Source organism: Nocardia sp. CA-107356 (assembly GCF_050946365.1).
Lineage (GTDB): Bacteria > Actinomycetota > Actinomycetes > Mycobacteriales > Mycobacteriaceae > Nocardia.
In genome coordinates, this window is sequence record NZ_CP191992.1 from 1,671,287 (window position 1) to 1,686,199 (window position 14,913).

Sequence of the window (14,913 nt, forward strand, 5' to 3'; positions counted from 1 at the left end):
TTGTGAGAGACGAATTCGACCCGGCGTCCGGACGGTGAGCTAGCCGACTAGCTGGTCGGCTCGAAGGCCTCGGCGACGATTTCGGCCTGCTCCACGGCGTGCACCTTCGACGAACCCGACGAGGGAGCCGACATGGCGCGGCGCGAGATGCGGCGCAGCTTGGTAAACCGCTGCGGAAGCAGCTCCGGGAGGTTCAGGCCGAAGAACGGCCAAGCGCCCTGGTTGGCCGGTTCTTCCTGGACCCAGGCGATATCGGTCGCATTCGGGTAACCAGCCAGCGCCTCGTTCAACCGGAACTTGGGCAGCGGGTAGAGCTGCTCGATACGGACGATGGCGATATCTTCGCGCTTCTGCTTGGTCTTTTCGGCGACCAACTCGTAGTAGAGCTTGCCGCTGGTGAGCAGGACGCGCTTGACCTTGTTGCGGTCGCCGATGCCCTGTTCGTAGGTGGGCTCGTCGAAGACCGAGCGGAACTTCGATTCGGTGAAGTCCTTCAGGTCCGAGACCACGGCCTTGTTGCGCAGCATCGACTTCGGGGTGAAGACGATCAGCGGACGGCGGATGCCGTCGAGTGCGTGGCGACGCAGCAGGTGGAAGTAGTTCGCCGGGGTGGACGGCACGGCGACCGTCATCGAGCCCTCGGCGCACAGCTGCAGGAAGCGCTCGATGCGACCGGAGGTGTGGTCCGGGCCCTGACCCTCGTGACCGTGCGGCAGCAGCAGCACGACCTCCGAGAGCTGACCCCACTTGGCCTCACCGGAGGAGATGAACTCGTCGATGATGGACTGCGCGCCGTTGACGAAGTCACCGAACTGCGCCTCCCACAACACGAGTGCGTCCGGGTTGCCCAGCGAGTAGCCGTATTCGAAACCGACCGCGGCGTATTCGCTCAGCGCCGAATCGTGCACCGCGAACCAGCCCGGGGTGGTGCTGCCGATGTTGTGTAGTGGGGTGTACTCCTCGGCCGTCTTGCGGTCGATGATCACCGAATGCCGCTGGGTGAACGTGCCACGACGCGAGTCCTGGCCGGTCAGGCGCACCGCGCGACCCTCGTCGATCAGCGTGCCGAAGGCGAGTAGTTCGGCGAAGGCCCAGTCGACCTTGCCCTCGTAGGCCATTTCGCGCCGCTTCTCCAGCACCGGCTTGACGCGCGGGTGCACGTTGAAGCCGTCCGGCACATTGAGGAAGGCGTCGCCGATGCGCTGCAGCACCGTCTTGTCGACGGCGGTCAGGATGGTGGTCGGCACCTGCTGGTCGTCCTCGACCGATTCGCTCGGCTCCGGGACGTACTTCTCCAGCTCGCGGACCTCGTTGAACACCCGCTCCAGCTGACCCTGGTAGTCGCGCAGGGCGTCCTCGGCCTCTTTCAGCGAGATATCGCCACGGCCGATCAGGCTCTCGGTGTAGGCCTTGCGCACCGAGCGCTTGGTGTCGATGACGTCGTACATTTCCGGCTGGGTCATCGACGGGTCGTCGCCCTCGTTGTGGCCGCGACGCCGGTAGCAGACCATGTCGATCACGACGTCCTTGCGGAACTTCTGCCGGAAGTCCACCGCCAGACGCGCCACCCAGTCGCAGGCCTCCGGATCGTCACCGTTCACGTGGAAGACCGGCGCGCCGATGAACTTCGCGATATCGGTGGAGTACTCGGTGGAGCGGCTGTTCTCCGGTGCGGTGGTGAAGCCGATCTGGTTGTTCACCACGATGTGGATGGTGCCGCCGACGCGGTAACCGCGCAGCCCCGACAGGTTCAGCGTCTCCGCGACCACACCCTGACCCGCGAATGCGGCGTCACCGTGCAGCATCAGCGGCATGACGGAGAAGCCCTCCGGCCCGTCGCCCTTGTTCAAAAGGTCTTGCTTCGCGCGTACCAGACCCTCGAGTACCGGGTCGACCGCCTCCAGGTGCGAGGGGTTGGCGGTGAGCGAGACCTCGATCTCGTTGTCGCCGAACATCTGCAGGTAGGTGCCGCGCGCACCGAGGTGGTACTTCACATCGCCGGAGCCATGGGTGGCGGCCGGGTTCATATTGCCTTCGAACTCGGTGAAGATCTTCGAGTACGGCTTGCCGACGATGTTGGCGAGTACGTTGAGGCGACCGCGGTGCGGCATACCGATGACGACCTCGTCGAGCGAATGCTCGGCGGACTGGTCGATGGTGGCGTCCATCATCGGGATGACGGCTTCGGCGCCTTCGAGCGAGAAGCGCTTCTGGCCGACGTACTTGGTCTGCAGGAAGGTTTCGAAGGCCTCCGCCGCATTCAGCCGGTTCAGAATGTACTTCTGCTGTGCGACAGTCGGTTTGACGTGCTTCTGCTCGACCCGCTCCTGAATCCACTGCAGCTGCTCGGTTTCCAGGATGTGGGTGTACTCCACACCGACGTGGCGGCAGTAGGCATCGCGCAGCACCGAGAGAACGTCGCGCAGCTTCATCCGCTCCTGGCCGTGGAAGCCCGCGACATCGAAGGTGCGGTCCAGGTCCCAGAGGGTGAGGCCGTGCTGGGTGACGTCGAGGTCCGGATGGCTGCGGAACTTGTCCTTGACCAGCCGCAGCGGATCGGTGTCGGCCATCAGGTGGCCGCGGTTGCGGTAGGCCGCGATCATCTCGAGCACGCGGGTGCTCTTGTCGACGCCGCGTTCCTTGACGTCCTTGCGCCAGCGGACCGGCTCGTAGGGCACGCCGAGGCCGTGGAAGATCTCGTCGTAGAACTCGTCGCTGATCAGCAGGTTGTGGATGGTCCGGAGGAAGTCGCCGGATTCCGCGCCCTGGATGATGCGGTGGTCGTAGGTCGAGGTCAGGGTCATCAGCTTGCCGACGCCGAGCTCGTTGATGCGCTCGTCGCTCATGCCCTGGAATTCGGCGGGGTACTCCATCGCGCCGGCGCCGATGATCGCGCCCTGACCCGGCATCAGCCGCGGCACCGAGTGCACGGTGCCGATGGTGCCCGGGTTGGTGAGCGAGATGGTGACGCCGGTGAAGTCGTCGATGCCGAGCTTGCCGTCACGGGCGCGCCGCACGATGTCCTCGTAGGCGGTGTGGAACTGCCCGAAGGTCATGGCCTCGCAGCCCTTGATGGCCGCGACGACCAGCGAGCGGTTTCCGTCCTTGCCCGCCAAGTCGATGGCCAGGCCGAGGTTGGTGTGCGCCGGGGTGACCGAATTCGGCTTGCCGTCGATCTCGGCGAAGTGCCGGTTCAGATTCGGGAACGACTTGACCGCCTGCACGATCGCGTAGCCGAGCAGGTGGGTGAAGGAGATCTTGCCGCCGCGGGTGCGGGCCAGGTGGTTATTGATGACCAGGCGGTTATCGATCATCAGCTTCGCCGGAATGGCACGCACGCTGGTCGCGGTCGGGATGGCCAGCGACGCGGACATGTTCCTCACCACGGCGGCGGCCGGGCCGCGCAGGACCTTCGCCTCGTCGGTCGCGGTGTCGGCGGGCTTCGGCGCACCGGAGGTGGGCGCGGCATTCGAGGTCGGCGCGGGAGTCGTTTGCGGCGCGCGGGCGGTGGGCTTCGCGGGCGCGGGAGGCTTGGGCGCGGCGGGCGCGGGCGCCGCTGGGGCGGGAGCCGCTGCAGCCGGGGCCGCGTTCACCGGCGCGGGGGCCGGTGCCGGGGTGGCCACCTGCGCGGGCGCGGCCGCGGGCGCGGCACTGTTACCAGAATCACCCGCGACTTCGGGCGTGTAATCGGCGAGGAACTCGTGCCAACTTTCATCGACGGAGGATGGATCCTGTTTGTACTTTTGATACATCTCATCGACTAGCCACTGGTTCTGTCCGAACTGGGAAGTTGAGCTGCTCACAGCAGGTGTTCGCCTCATTTCGTTCTTCGCGCTGCGACGTTTGTGACGTGCCCGGCACGGGGATCAGCGGATGCGCGCCGATGCGCCCTCTCTGAGGATAGGCCCAGCAGCAAATCAGCGGACCGACTGACCACCGGACAAACCTGATCCCAAAGATGACGACCCGTCCTTGCTCGAGAATATTCCCCCCGTCGCGCTGGCCGCCGCCCAGAGCTGGGCATAGGGTCCGCCGGCCGCCAGCAGCACGTCGTGCGGCCCGATTTCGGCGATTCGTCCGCGTTCCACGACAGCGATCCGATCGGCTCGCGCGGCGGTGCCGAGACGGTGCGCGACGACGACGGTGGTCCGGCCCCGTGCCAACGATCTGTTCGCTACCAGGACCGATGCCTCGGTCTCCGGGTCGAGGGTCGCGGTGGCCTCGTCGAGTAGCAGCAGATCCGGGCGCACGAGTTCGGCACGGGCCAGTGCGATCAGTTGGCGTTGGCCCGCCGAGAGACCGCGGCCGCGCTCGCCGACCGGGTGACGCATGCCACGCGGTAGCGCGGCGATCATGTCGGCCGCACCGACCGCGGTGGCGGCGGCCGCGATCTGCGCTTCGGTCGCGGATGGTTTCCCGAATGCAATGTTGCTGGCGACGTCGCCGGTGAAGAGGTGAGCTTCCTGCGGGACGATGCCGAGCCGGGAGCGGTAGTCGGCGAGGCGGTAGTGCCGGATGTCGATGCCGTCCACGCGGATCGCGCCGGTTGGGTCGGCGTCGTCGGGCAGGTCGTAGAGCCGGGCCAGCAGTTTGACGATGGTCGACTTGCCCGCACCGGTCGGGCCGACGAGGGCCAGCGTGGATCCGGCCGGGATGTGCAGTGACACCCCGTCGAGCGCGCGCTTCTCGGTGCCCGGGTAGTGGAATCGGATGTCGTCGAGGACGACCTCGCCGCGCAACCCATGGTCGATCGCGACCGCGTCCGGGGGATCGGCGGCGATCGAGGACGGTGTGTGGAGCAGATCGCCGATGCGGCGCAGGCCGACGCGTGCCTGCTGATAGCCGTCGAAGACCTGCGACAACTGCAGGATCGGGCCGAAGAGCAACTGCAGGTACAGCACGAAGGCGATGAGGGTGCCCGCGGTGGTCGCGTCGGCGGCGACTTCGCGGGCGCCGAAGTACACGACCGCGGCCAATGCCAGATCCGCCCAGGCGATGACGAAGGCGAAGTACATCGCGATGGCCCGCTGGGCTCGCATCCGGCTGGTGCGGTAGCGATCGGAGTATTCGGCGAAGCGACGGGCGGCGACCGGCTCGTGCCGGTTGGCCTGCACGGCGCGTAGGCCGGAGACGTTCTCCTGGAAGTCGGCGTTGACGGTCGAGACGTGCTCGCGCGACACGGTGTACGCGGTGGCCGAGACCCGACGGAACAGCACCGTCGCCACCAGCAGCGGCGGCAGCGCGATCAGCACCACCGCGGCCAGCGAGGCATCGATGACCAGCAGTGCCACCGCGATCCCGACCAGAGTGAGCACGCCGATCAGCGTGGTCGCGACGCCGGTCTGCAGGAAGGTCGACAGCGCGTCCACATCGGTGGTCATCCGGGTCATGATGCGACCGGACAGCTCGCGTTCGTAGTAGTCCAGACCCAGCCGTTGCAGATGCGCGTAGCTGCGCACGCGCAGACCGTAGAGCACGCGTTCGCCGGTGCGGGCCGTGAGTACGGTGGTCGCTGCGCCGACCGCGAGGCCGATGACCACCAATACCGCGCCGAGTACTCCGGCGCGGGCCAGCGCGGCCGAATCATGGCCGCTCACACCGGTATCGATGGCGTAGCGCACGATCGGCGGGAAGGCAACGCCGATCAATGTGTCGAGTGCCAGCAGGGTGATGACGGTCAGTACCAGCCAACGCACCGGGCGCAGCAGCCGCGCGAGCCGGAACTCGGGATCGGGTCGGCGCAAGCGCTCGTCGTCCGGTCCGGGTTGTTCGGTGGCGGGTGGTAGACGTTCGATGGTGCGGCGCAATTCGGGAGTTTCGCTGAGATCGGCTGCCGCACCGGAGAATCCGCCCGGTCCGCTGGTGGCCGTCGCGGCGCGGCCGAAACCGGTTGTGCCGCGTCCGAGACCGGCTGATGCGGCGGAGTCGGCGATCTGGGTGACATCGTCGGTGACGTATGTGGCCGGGCCGGGGAGCCTGATCACCCGATCCGCATGGGCGAGTGTGGATTCTCGATGCGCCAGGATCAGCGTCGTGCGGCCGCCCGCATCGGGCAGCTTGTCGAAGATGGCTGCCTCGGTGACCGCATCGACCGCGGAGGTCGCGTCATCGAGCACCAGAATTCGTGGCCGCGTCAATAGAGCTCGGGCCAGTGCGATCCGCTGTCGCTGCCCGCCGGAGAGGGTCAACCCGCGCTCGCCGACCACGGCGTCATAGCCGTCGGGGAGTTCGGCGATGAACTCGTCGGCCGCGGCGAGCTTTGCGGCGTAACGGATTTCGGCGTCGGTTGCCGCAGGGCTGCCGAGGGCGATATTCGCGGCGATGGTATCGCTGAACAGGAACGGGTCGTCGAAGACCACGCCGATCGCCGCGCGCAGATCGGCCGCGCTGAGGTCGGCGATATCCACGCCCGTGGGGTCTCGCGGATCCGCTGTCCGAGTGTCGATTGTCGAGCGGGCCGCCGCGTCGGTCGCGATGGACTCTGCGGTCGAGACGGCGAATTCGCCCGCAGCGGTAACAGATTCGGCTCCGAAGAGGCGAATGGCGCCGGAGTCCGGTGCGTAGAAGCGGGGGAGAAGTAGTGAGAGCGTCGACTTTCCGGAGCCTGCCGGGCCGATGATGGCCACCGTTTCGCCGGGCTGCACGATGAGGTCGAGGTCGCGCAGGATCGGCTGGGTGGGATCGAATCCGAAAGTGACGGAATCGATGTCGATGCCGAGCGGGCCTTCGGGGAGATCGGCGGGTGCGGGTGGGTCGGCGATTTCGGGGGCGGCGTCGATGACCTGGTAGACGCGTTCGGCCGCGGCTCTGGTCAGTTGGGCCATGATGACCACCGAGGACATGGTGCGGGTGGTGACCGTCATGGTGGTGACGTAGGCGGAGAAGGCGAGGAAGGTGCCGATTCCGATGGCCCCGTGCAGCGCGAGCAGGCCGCCGACGACGATCACCGCGACCAGCCCGGCTTGCGGGATGGTGGTGACCGCGGGCGCGAAGCGCGCGTTGATCGCGGCGGCCCGCATGCGTTCGGCGTAGAGCGTGCGCCCGTGTTGTTCCAGCACCTGCACCATCCGGGCTTCCTGGCCGAAGCCCTTCACCACACGGACGCCGGTGACGGTCTCCTCGACATGTTGGGCGACCTCGGCGGCGCGTTGCTGTGCCGACCAGGTCGCGGCATACAACCGAGGTCGCATTCGATATACCAGCAGTGCGATCGCCGGGACGACCAGCAGCGCGACGGCGGCCAAGGGCGGTGACAGCCACACCATGACGGCGGCGGCGAGTAGAAATTCCAGCAGTGCCAAACCGGATAGCGGGGCCATTGCCAGCAGGCCCTGCACCAGCTGGAGATCGGTGATCGATCGCGATACGACCTGGCCGGTTCGCAGTGCGTCCTGGCCGACTCCGTCCAGGCGTTGTAGCGAGCTCAGCAGATTTATCCGCAGTGCGTGCTGCACGTCCAGTGAGAGCCGTCCGGCCAGCATGCGTCGTCCGAAGGCGGCCGAGAAACGGCCGACCGCGACGAGGGCGAGTAATCCGGCGACGATGCCGATGACGGCGGTATCGCCGAGTCCCGCTGCGTCGACAGCGCGTTTCGTCAGCAGCGGTGCCGAGATCTCGACGAGTGCTCCGGCTATCAACGCGACTGCGATCCCCGCGACCGTTCCCCGGTGCGACCAGCACTCGGCCCACAGTCTGCGCATCCACCCTGGTTCACTCAATTGCGCTGTTCACCCGTCTTGTCGGCTTATGTCGACGGTAACGACACAGATCGCCCTCGGATTTGTTCCCCGCGATAGGTCCTGTCGTTCTGCACGACCAGCTCAGTGGCGCTGGCCTGCTATCGACTGGCTTACCCAAGCCGTGCTGGGCGCATCGCGTGCCGTACCCGCCCTACCTCCGACCGGCTGTGGTTGCGTTATCGGGCGTTGATGTCGAGGGGAGTCAAAATGTGGTTGCCGGAGAGCGACCATTCGACTCCGCTCGATGAGGTGGGGCGGGTTAGATGTCGCGGTTGCGGAGGAGCCACCAGGCGGTGCCGCCGATGCCGAGGGTCCACAGCAGCAGGACTATCAGGGCGGCGGGGGTTGGGGCCAGGAAGTCGCTGTCTTTGAAGGAGCCGACCGCGATTGTGCTGATGGTGGCGGAGCCGGGGAGAACGGTGACGACTCCGGCGATGCCGATGGCCTTCGCGACCACCCAGATCAACGGCTCGATGATCAGGAGCCAACCGAACATCGTGACGATCGCGCCGGTGGAGGTGCGCAGGAGTAGGCCTAGTCCCGCGCCGATCAGTGACCAGCAGACCGCGACGAGCAGGCCGCCGCCGAGGACGCCGAGTAGGCGCAGGCCGAAGTCGAATTTGCCGCGGCCGAAGGCGAGCAGGCACGCGAAGGCCAGTAATTCGACCGCAAAGGTCGTTGCCAGTGCGAATCCGGCGGTCACCAGGAATTTCGCGGCGGCCAACCGATCTCGGTCCGAGGTGAACAGCGCCGTGGATGGCATTGTCGCGTAACGGTATTCGGCACCCGCCCCGGCGGCGCCGAAGGCTCCGGCGATCACGATCGCGACGGCGAGGCCGATGTAGAGCCCGATGGTCGCGGCACCGGTCGCCGGATTGGCCTTGGCGTCGGCCGGTCCGGCGAGCAACGCGGTGACCGTACTCGCGACGAGTGCGATCGCGGGGATCAGAGCGGCGAGGATCCGGCTGGCCCGCAGCGTGGTGACCTTGCGGACTTCGGAGTTGACGGCCGGAACGAGGTCCGGGGGCAGAACGGCGATCATCGTGGAATCCCGTAGGGCGTCGGTTGGGGCGGTGCGATCCCGGCGTAGGGGGCGGGCTGTGGTGGGCGGGCCGGTTTGAGCAACGATGCGAGCACTCGGTCGGGGTGGATCTGGTCGGCGGTGATGTTGTCCAGGCGCACACCGGCCGCCGTCGCTGCCGCGCGGATCTGCGCTTCGGTCGCCTCGGCCACCGCGAGCCGTCCGTCCGGCCGGATCACCGCATCGGTGAATCCGTATGCGGCGAGCATGGTGGCCAGCGCGATCGGCGTGGACGCGCCGACAACAAGGCGATCGGGATGGCCGCGCCGCAGCCGGGCGGGGGTGCCCTGATAGACCACCGAACCCTCGCTCAACACGATGATGTTGTCCGCGATCGGAATCACTGTCGCCAAGCCTTCGCTCGATAGCAGGACCGTGCCGCCGCGGCGGGTATGCCGGCGCAGGAAGTCCTGGAGCCACGCGCGTTCGGCCGCGTCGAGATCGGCCATCGGTTCGTCGAGGATCAGCAGTTGCGGATCGCCGAGAAGTGCGGTCGCCAGCGCCAGCCGGGTCTGCGATCCGGCCGATAGCGCGCCCGCTCGCGTCCCGGCCCAGGCACCGAGGCCGACCAGCTGGATCACCTCGTCGACCCGCGAGTCCTCGACACCCGCGGCCGCCGCGTACACCAGCAGGTGATTGCGGGCGGATCGAGCCGGATGCAACCCGCGTGGCGCGAGTATGCCGCCGACGACGGCCGAGGGAGCATGTTGCGGTTCGCCGCGCCGTCGCGAACCCGGTCCGCCGACCGCCGCCGTACCCGAGGTCGGTTCGAGCAGGCCGAGCAGGATTCGCAGGACCGTGGACTTACCTGCGCCCACGGGCCCCACCAGGGCCGCGACGGTCCCGGATGGGACGCTGAAGCTGACGTCCTCGATCCCGGTGACCAGGTCGTAGCGCTTGCTCAGGCCGCGGACGGAGAATGCGAGCGGTCGGCCCGCGCTCATCGCGGCGTGGTCGGGGGTTGCGGCTTGGCCGGATCCAGTGCGGGCAGCGGGTCGGCGTCGATGATCAGCTGGCGATCGGCGGGCCAGGTCACCGGCGCGGGCCCGAAGGCCTTGCGGGCGTTGTCGATCGTGGTCTTGCCGAGCGCCCGGTTGCCGAAACCGCCGATCACCGCGCCGATGCCGGCGGGCACCACCTTGCCGGCCATCAAGGCGGCCCGCTTGGTGATGAAGCGGATGATGAACCGCTTGAGCAGCGAATCGTTCATGCTGGACAGGCCGGGAATCTTATTGGCGAACAGCGTGCCCCAGTTCTTCGCCGAATGACCGACGGTCTTCTCGACGATCTCCATCCCGCTCTCGCCGAGCACGACCGCGAGCACGAGTGCCCGGCGCGTCTCCTTATCTTCTGGGGAGATGCCGTGCACGGCCGCGACGGCCAGCGTGAACACCGCGGACGCCTCCATGAAGAAGGTGGTCTCGGCGCTCACCGCGGCAATGGCCGCGACGGTACCGACTCCCGGCACCGCGGCCGTCGCGCCGACGGCACCGCCGCTGCCGGTCACCGCGAGCAGGTACTGACTCTCCAGCCGCTGGATGATCTGCGCGGGATTCTCCGACGGATGCGAACGCCGCAGCCGGTCCACGTATTTGGCGACGGCGGGCGCCTGCAGGCGCGACCCGGTATCGAGTAGCTGGACCACCGTCTTCTCGAACGTGCCTTTGAACACGGCGATATCCTCCTCTTCCGCCTGTACGGAATGAACCTTATGGCACCGACCGCCATCAACTCGTCATGACAACGATGTACCCGGTCGACCTGGTTCCCCGCATGTCGCCGCGATCACGCCGGTTCGCGCAGGGCAGGGACCCTTTCGGTGAGCGGGGGCGGTGGCGGCGGGGTGCCGTCGCCGAATGGTCTGCCGCCGAGCGCTTCTCGGCCGTGCGGGGTCAGCCAGTCGGTCAACTCCGGGCCTTTGGGCACGATCCGCGTCGGGTTGATATCGGCGTGCACGACGTAGTAGTGCTCCTTGATCTGCCCGAAATCGATGGTGTCGCCGAATCCAGGTGTCTGATACAGGTCGCGCGCATAGGCCCAGAGCACCGGCATTTCGGTCAGCTTGCTGCGGTTGGTCTTGAAGTGACCGTGATAGACCGGATCGAATCGGACCAGCGTGGTGAACAGCCGCACGTCGGCCTCGGTGATGGTGTCGCCAACCAGGTATCGCTGGGTGGCGAGCCGTTCGGACAGCCGGTCCAATCGGGTGAACAGCCGGTCGTAGGCCTGCTCATAGTGCTCCTGCGTCCCCGCGAACCCGCACCGGTAGACGCCGTTGTTGACATCCTGGAATACCGCCAGGTTCACCTCGTCGATCTCGGCCCGCAGCTCGGCCGGATACAGCTGCGGCGCGCCCGGTCGATGGTATGCGGTCCACTCGGTGGAGAGGTCGAGCGTGATCTGCGGATAGTCATTGGTGACCACCTGTCCGGTGCGGACCTCGACCATCGCGGGGACCGTGATGCCGCGCGGATAGTCCGGGAACCGCGCCAGGTACGCATCGCGCAGTCGGGGGATTCCGAGGACCGGATCCACACCGCCGGGATCCAGATCGAAGGTCCAGCTGAGCTTGTCGTGCGTCGGTCCGCACAACCCCAGTGAGATCGCGTCCTCCAGCCCCAGCAGCCTGCGCACGATCAGCGCTCGGTTGGCCCACGGGCAGGCGCGCGCGGCGATCAGACGATAGCGGCCCGGCTCGACCGGATATCCGTCGCTGCCGTCGGCGGTGATGCGGGTGGTGATGTAGTTCGTATCCCTCTTGAACTCCCCGGACTCGACATAGGAGGCATTTTCCGATACCGACTTGGTCACTCGCACAGTCTGGCAGATGGAAGTCGGTCTTAGTCTTGCCGAATGAGTGATACCAAGGCCACCCGGCTGACCCGGGAAAACACCGATGGCGGCGCCGAGGTCGCGACCCTCACCCTGGCCAATCCGCCGCTGAATCTCTTCGACCAATCGATGCTCGACGCGCTCATCGAGGACCTCAGCGAGCTATCGGCCAACCCGCCGCGCGCGCTGCTGCTGCGGGCCGAAGGCAAGCTGGTCTCCGGCGGCGTCGACGTGCACGTCTTCGACGGCCTCACCGTCGAGCAGGGCGCCGAGCTGTGGCGCACCCTGTTCGCGCAGATCATCCATCCGTTGGAGGCGCTGCCGTGCCCGGTGGTCTTCGCCGCGCACGGCCTGACCCTGACCGCCGCCTTCGAAATGGCGCTGGCCTGCGACATCATCCTCGCCGCGCCGAAGGCGAAATTCGGTCTGGTCGAGACGGTCGTCGGCCTGACGCCGTCGATGGGCGGTCCGCAGCGGCTGGCCGAGCGGGCCGGTTCGGGCCGCGCCCGCGAATTCGTGATGACCGGTGACCTCTACGATGCCGCGACCATGGCCGAATGGGGCGTGGTCAACGCCATCCACGACGATGTCGACGCCGTCGCACGGGATCTGACCAATCGCCTGGCCAAGGGCCCGACTCGGGCGCATGCCGCGACCAAGCAGATCATCGGGGCATGGCGGTCCGGTGGTGTGGCACATGCGGATTCGGTGACGCCGGAGGTGTCCGGCGCGCTGTTCGACACCGCGGATCTGCGCGGCGCGGTGCAAAGCTTCCTGCAGGTCGGACCGGGAAAGGCCACCTACACCGGTCGATGACAGCCAGGACACGTTCGCCGGCTATGCCAGCGAAGATGTGACTCGCGTCATATAGTCGCAAGAGCCTGCAAGCTCGAGGCGCGTGCGGAGGACCCATGTCGCAGTTCTTGGTCGAGTATCCCCTGAATCGTCCGCATGCCCGCGACGCTCCGCTGGCTCGTGGCGCCGACGGGGTATTGCGCTACGGCAATCTCACCCCCGCACTGACCGAACTATTGGATCTGCAGGTGCACGCCTTCGGGACCAGGGAGGCGGTGGTGGAGATCGGCGGCCCGCGGCTGACCTATCGAGAGCTGTGGCACTCCGCCTCCCGGATCGCGGGCGGCCTGCAGGAACACGGCATCGGCTACGGCGATCGGGTCGCCATCCACATGCCAGCGGGTGCGCGCTGGATACAGGCGTTCCTCGGTGCGCTGCTCAGCGGCGCGGTTCCGGTGCTGGTGCACGACGGACTGCCCGATGCGATCGCTGAGCGGGTCATCGCGGACAGCAGTACCGATTTCGTGCTCGGTGGCGGTAGTGATGAACTGCCCGACGGCGCCGCCTTCATCGATGACGGTGCCGCACTGAGTGATCTGGCGCTGCTCTGCTACACCAGCGGCACTGGGCTGTGTCCGGCCAATGCCACCGCAGCGCCCAAGGGCGTCGAGCTGACCAACGAAAATCTGCTCTCGGCAATTCGTTCCGTTGTTGCGGCGCTGGATCTGCCGACCGATGGCCTGCGCAATCTGGTGCTGCTACCGCTGGCGCATGCGAGTGGCTGCGTGGACCAAATGTTGCCGACCTTCGCGGTCGGCGGCACCGTCGTCCTCGCGCCGGACCGCCGGAGCCTGGCGGAAACCATTGTCTCCGAACACATCGACATGGTCTCGGCGACACCGCGCATCTTCGCCCGATTGCTGCCGGAACTCGCGGCGCTGCGCACCGAAGGGCTGTGCACCGAAGGAATCGTCCGAGTCAGCAATGCGGGCCATCGCGGCGAACGCGCCGCGGCTCCTACCGATTCCGTGGATCTGGCCGCCACGCTGCGGGATACGTTCCCCGCCGCCCGACAGTGGTCGGTCTGGGGCGCGACCGAAACCAGCGGCATCGGATTAGTCGTCGATGACGACACCGACACTGCCCCCGGCGCCGATCCGGTGCTCGGATTCGCCTTCGGCGGTACGGAATTGGCGCTGTGGGGGTCGCAGGCGCAGACCGGACACGGCGAATTGCTATGTCGCGGACCGAATGTCACCAGCCGCTACTGGAACGATCCGGAGACCACCGCGGACCGCTTCACCGGAAGTTGGTTCCACACCGGCGATCAGGTCAGTATCGACGCCGACGGTCTGGTCCGGCGCGAGCGGGTGCAGGCGGACCAGGTCACTCGAGCAGACGATCGCGCAGCCGTTCGCGCAGTTGTACGGTGAAGCCGATGGCGCTCAGATAGGACTCGAAATCACCGTGCCGCTCGCGCACCACGGCCGTCGCGACCTGTAGGTAGTCCTCGCGGACGCCCAGGATATCGATGGAAAGTTCTGCTCCCGCAGCGAGTTTCGGTGCCATCATGGCGCGCAGTGCGGGGACGGCGTCATTGCTGGCCATGAAGTCGGCGAGCACGTCGGCCTCGCTGACCGCGACCGCGCGCAGCAGGGTGGCGATGGCCCAGCCGGTGCGATCCTTACCTGCCGCGCAGTGCACGAGCACCGCACCGTCGCCGCTGGCGATCGTCTCGGCGATGGTGATGATCGCGGTATTCGCCTCGGGCAGAGTCGGGAAGTACCGGTAGACCTCGAGCATATGCGCGAACGCGGAGTTGGTCTGCGCGTCGTGTGGCGGCGCCTCGGCCATCCGAGAGTCGAAGGGGGTGATATTCAGTCGGACGTCGTCGGGCAGATTGTCGTGGCCGATGTGCTCGATCTCGCGTAGGCCGCGCAGGTCGTAGACGTCGGTGACGCCGAGTTCGCACATGATGGCGTGCCCGGGTAGGTCCAGGCCGCTCAGCTGGGCCGAGCGCAGCAGCACCCCGGGGCGGATCCGCGCGGCGTCGATGGTGCGCAGACCACCGAGATCGCGGAAGTTGAACGTGCCGGTCAGGTAGAACTGGTCGGCCGAGGGCGAGAGAGTCACCGAACAAGGCTAACTACACCGAGGAGTCGTACGGGTGTCGATCGCGGATCGAGCACGGAACCGCTGGTTGTCCGGTTTGCGAGCCTTTGTGTGTGATCTGCCACACCTTGGCGGGAGGGGAACAAGCCGGCCCGTAGTCTGGTCAATGGTGCATCTCGCTCAGGGCAGGCGCGAGAGTGACACCAAGGGAGGTGATTTCGGTGGACACCGATCGATCGCAGCGGTATTCCGTTTGGGTAACAAAACAATCTTCCAGTCTGCAAATACCCAACGAATCCGTTCTTAAACCCTGAAAACCCTCTACCATTGATGAATGTTGGACTGGGCATCCAG

At 66.9% G+C, this 14,913-nt stretch carries 9 protein-coding genes; 2 read left to right on the plus strand and 7 right to left on the minus strand.

Annotation, left to right across the window (positions count from 1 at the left end; genetic code table 11):
• Positions 1-47: 47 nt before the first annotated feature.
• The 6 genes from ACQP1G_RS07750 to ACQP1G_RS07775 all read right to left on the minus strand — a co-directional run bounded on the left by ACQP1G_RS07750 (position 48) and on the right by ACQP1G_RS07775 (position 11,631).
• Positions 48-3,821 carry a multifunctional oxoglutarate decarboxylase/oxoglutarate dehydrogenase thiamine pyrophosphate-binding subunit/dihydrolipoyllysine-residue succinyltransferase subunit gene (locus ACQP1G_RS07750; protein WP_433200054.1) on the minus strand — a complete coding sequence of 1,258 codons (3,774 nt, stop codon included), beginning with the start codon at positions 3,819-3,821 and terminating at the stop codon, positions 48-50.
• Between the two features lie 96 nt (positions 3,822-3,917).
• Positions 3,918-7,700 carry an ABC transporter transmembrane domain-containing protein gene (locus ACQP1G_RS07755; RefSeq protein ID WP_433200057.1) on the minus strand — a complete coding sequence of 1,261 codons (3,783 nt, stop codon included), beginning with the start codon at positions 7,698-7,700 and terminating at the stop codon, positions 3,918-3,920.
• A gap of 298 nt (positions 7,701-7,998) precedes the next feature.
• Positions 7,999-8,781: an ABC transporter permease gene (locus ACQP1G_RS07760; protein WP_433200060.1), complete on the minus strand. Its 783-nt coding sequence runs from the start codon at positions 8,779-8,781 to the stop codon at positions 7,999-8,001.
• Entirely contained in the window at positions 8,778-9,764 is a 987-nt protein-coding gene (locus ACQP1G_RS07765; RefSeq protein WP_433200063.1) for an ABC transporter ATP-binding protein, read from the minus strand. The genes ACQP1G_RS07760 and ACQP1G_RS07765 overlap by 4 nt, the downstream gene beginning before the upstream one ends.
• Entirely contained in the window at positions 9,761-10,492 is a 732-nt protein-coding gene (locus tag ACQP1G_RS07770) for a hypothetical protein (protein ID WP_433200066.1), read from the minus strand. Before ACQP1G_RS07770 ends, ACQP1G_RS07765 begins: the two co-directional genes overlap by 4 nt.
• A gap of 113 nt (positions 10,493-10,605) precedes the next feature.
• On the minus strand, positions 10,606-11,631 hold the full coding sequence (locus ACQP1G_RS07775) for a glutathione S-transferase family protein (RefSeq protein WP_433200069.1): 1,026 nt from the start codon (positions 11,629-11,631) through the stop codon (positions 10,606-10,608).
• A 42-nt stretch (positions 11,632-11,673) separates the two neighbouring features.
• Here ACQP1G_RS07775 and ACQP1G_RS07780 point away from each other — a divergent pair, with 42 nt between their 5' ends.
• Together ACQP1G_RS07780 and ACQP1G_RS07785 are read left to right on the plus strand one after the other, a co-directional pair.
• Positions 11,674-12,468: an enoyl-CoA hydratase/isomerase family protein gene (locus tag ACQP1G_RS07780; RefSeq protein WP_433200072.1), complete on the plus strand. Its 795-nt coding sequence runs from the start codon at positions 11,674-11,676 to the stop codon at positions 12,466-12,468.
• Between the two features lie 95 nt (positions 12,469-12,563).
• The gene (locus tag ACQP1G_RS07785; protein ID WP_433200075.1) at positions 12,564-13,880 is read left to right on the plus strand and encodes a class I adenylate-forming enzyme family protein; all 1,317 of its coding nucleotides are present in this window, start codon (positions 12,564-12,566) and stop codon (positions 13,878-13,880) included.
• On the opposite strand, the gene ACQP1G_RS07790 is transcribed toward ACQP1G_RS07785, so the two are convergent.
• The gene (locus ACQP1G_RS07790) at positions 13,834-14,580 is read right to left on the minus strand and encodes a tyrosine-protein phosphatase (protein WP_433200078.1); all 747 of its coding nucleotides are present in this window, start codon (positions 14,578-14,580) and stop codon (positions 13,834-13,836) included. The two genes, ACQP1G_RS07785 and ACQP1G_RS07790, sit on opposite strands and share 47 nt — an antisense overlap.
• Between the last annotated feature and the right edge of the window lie 333 nt (positions 14,581-14,913).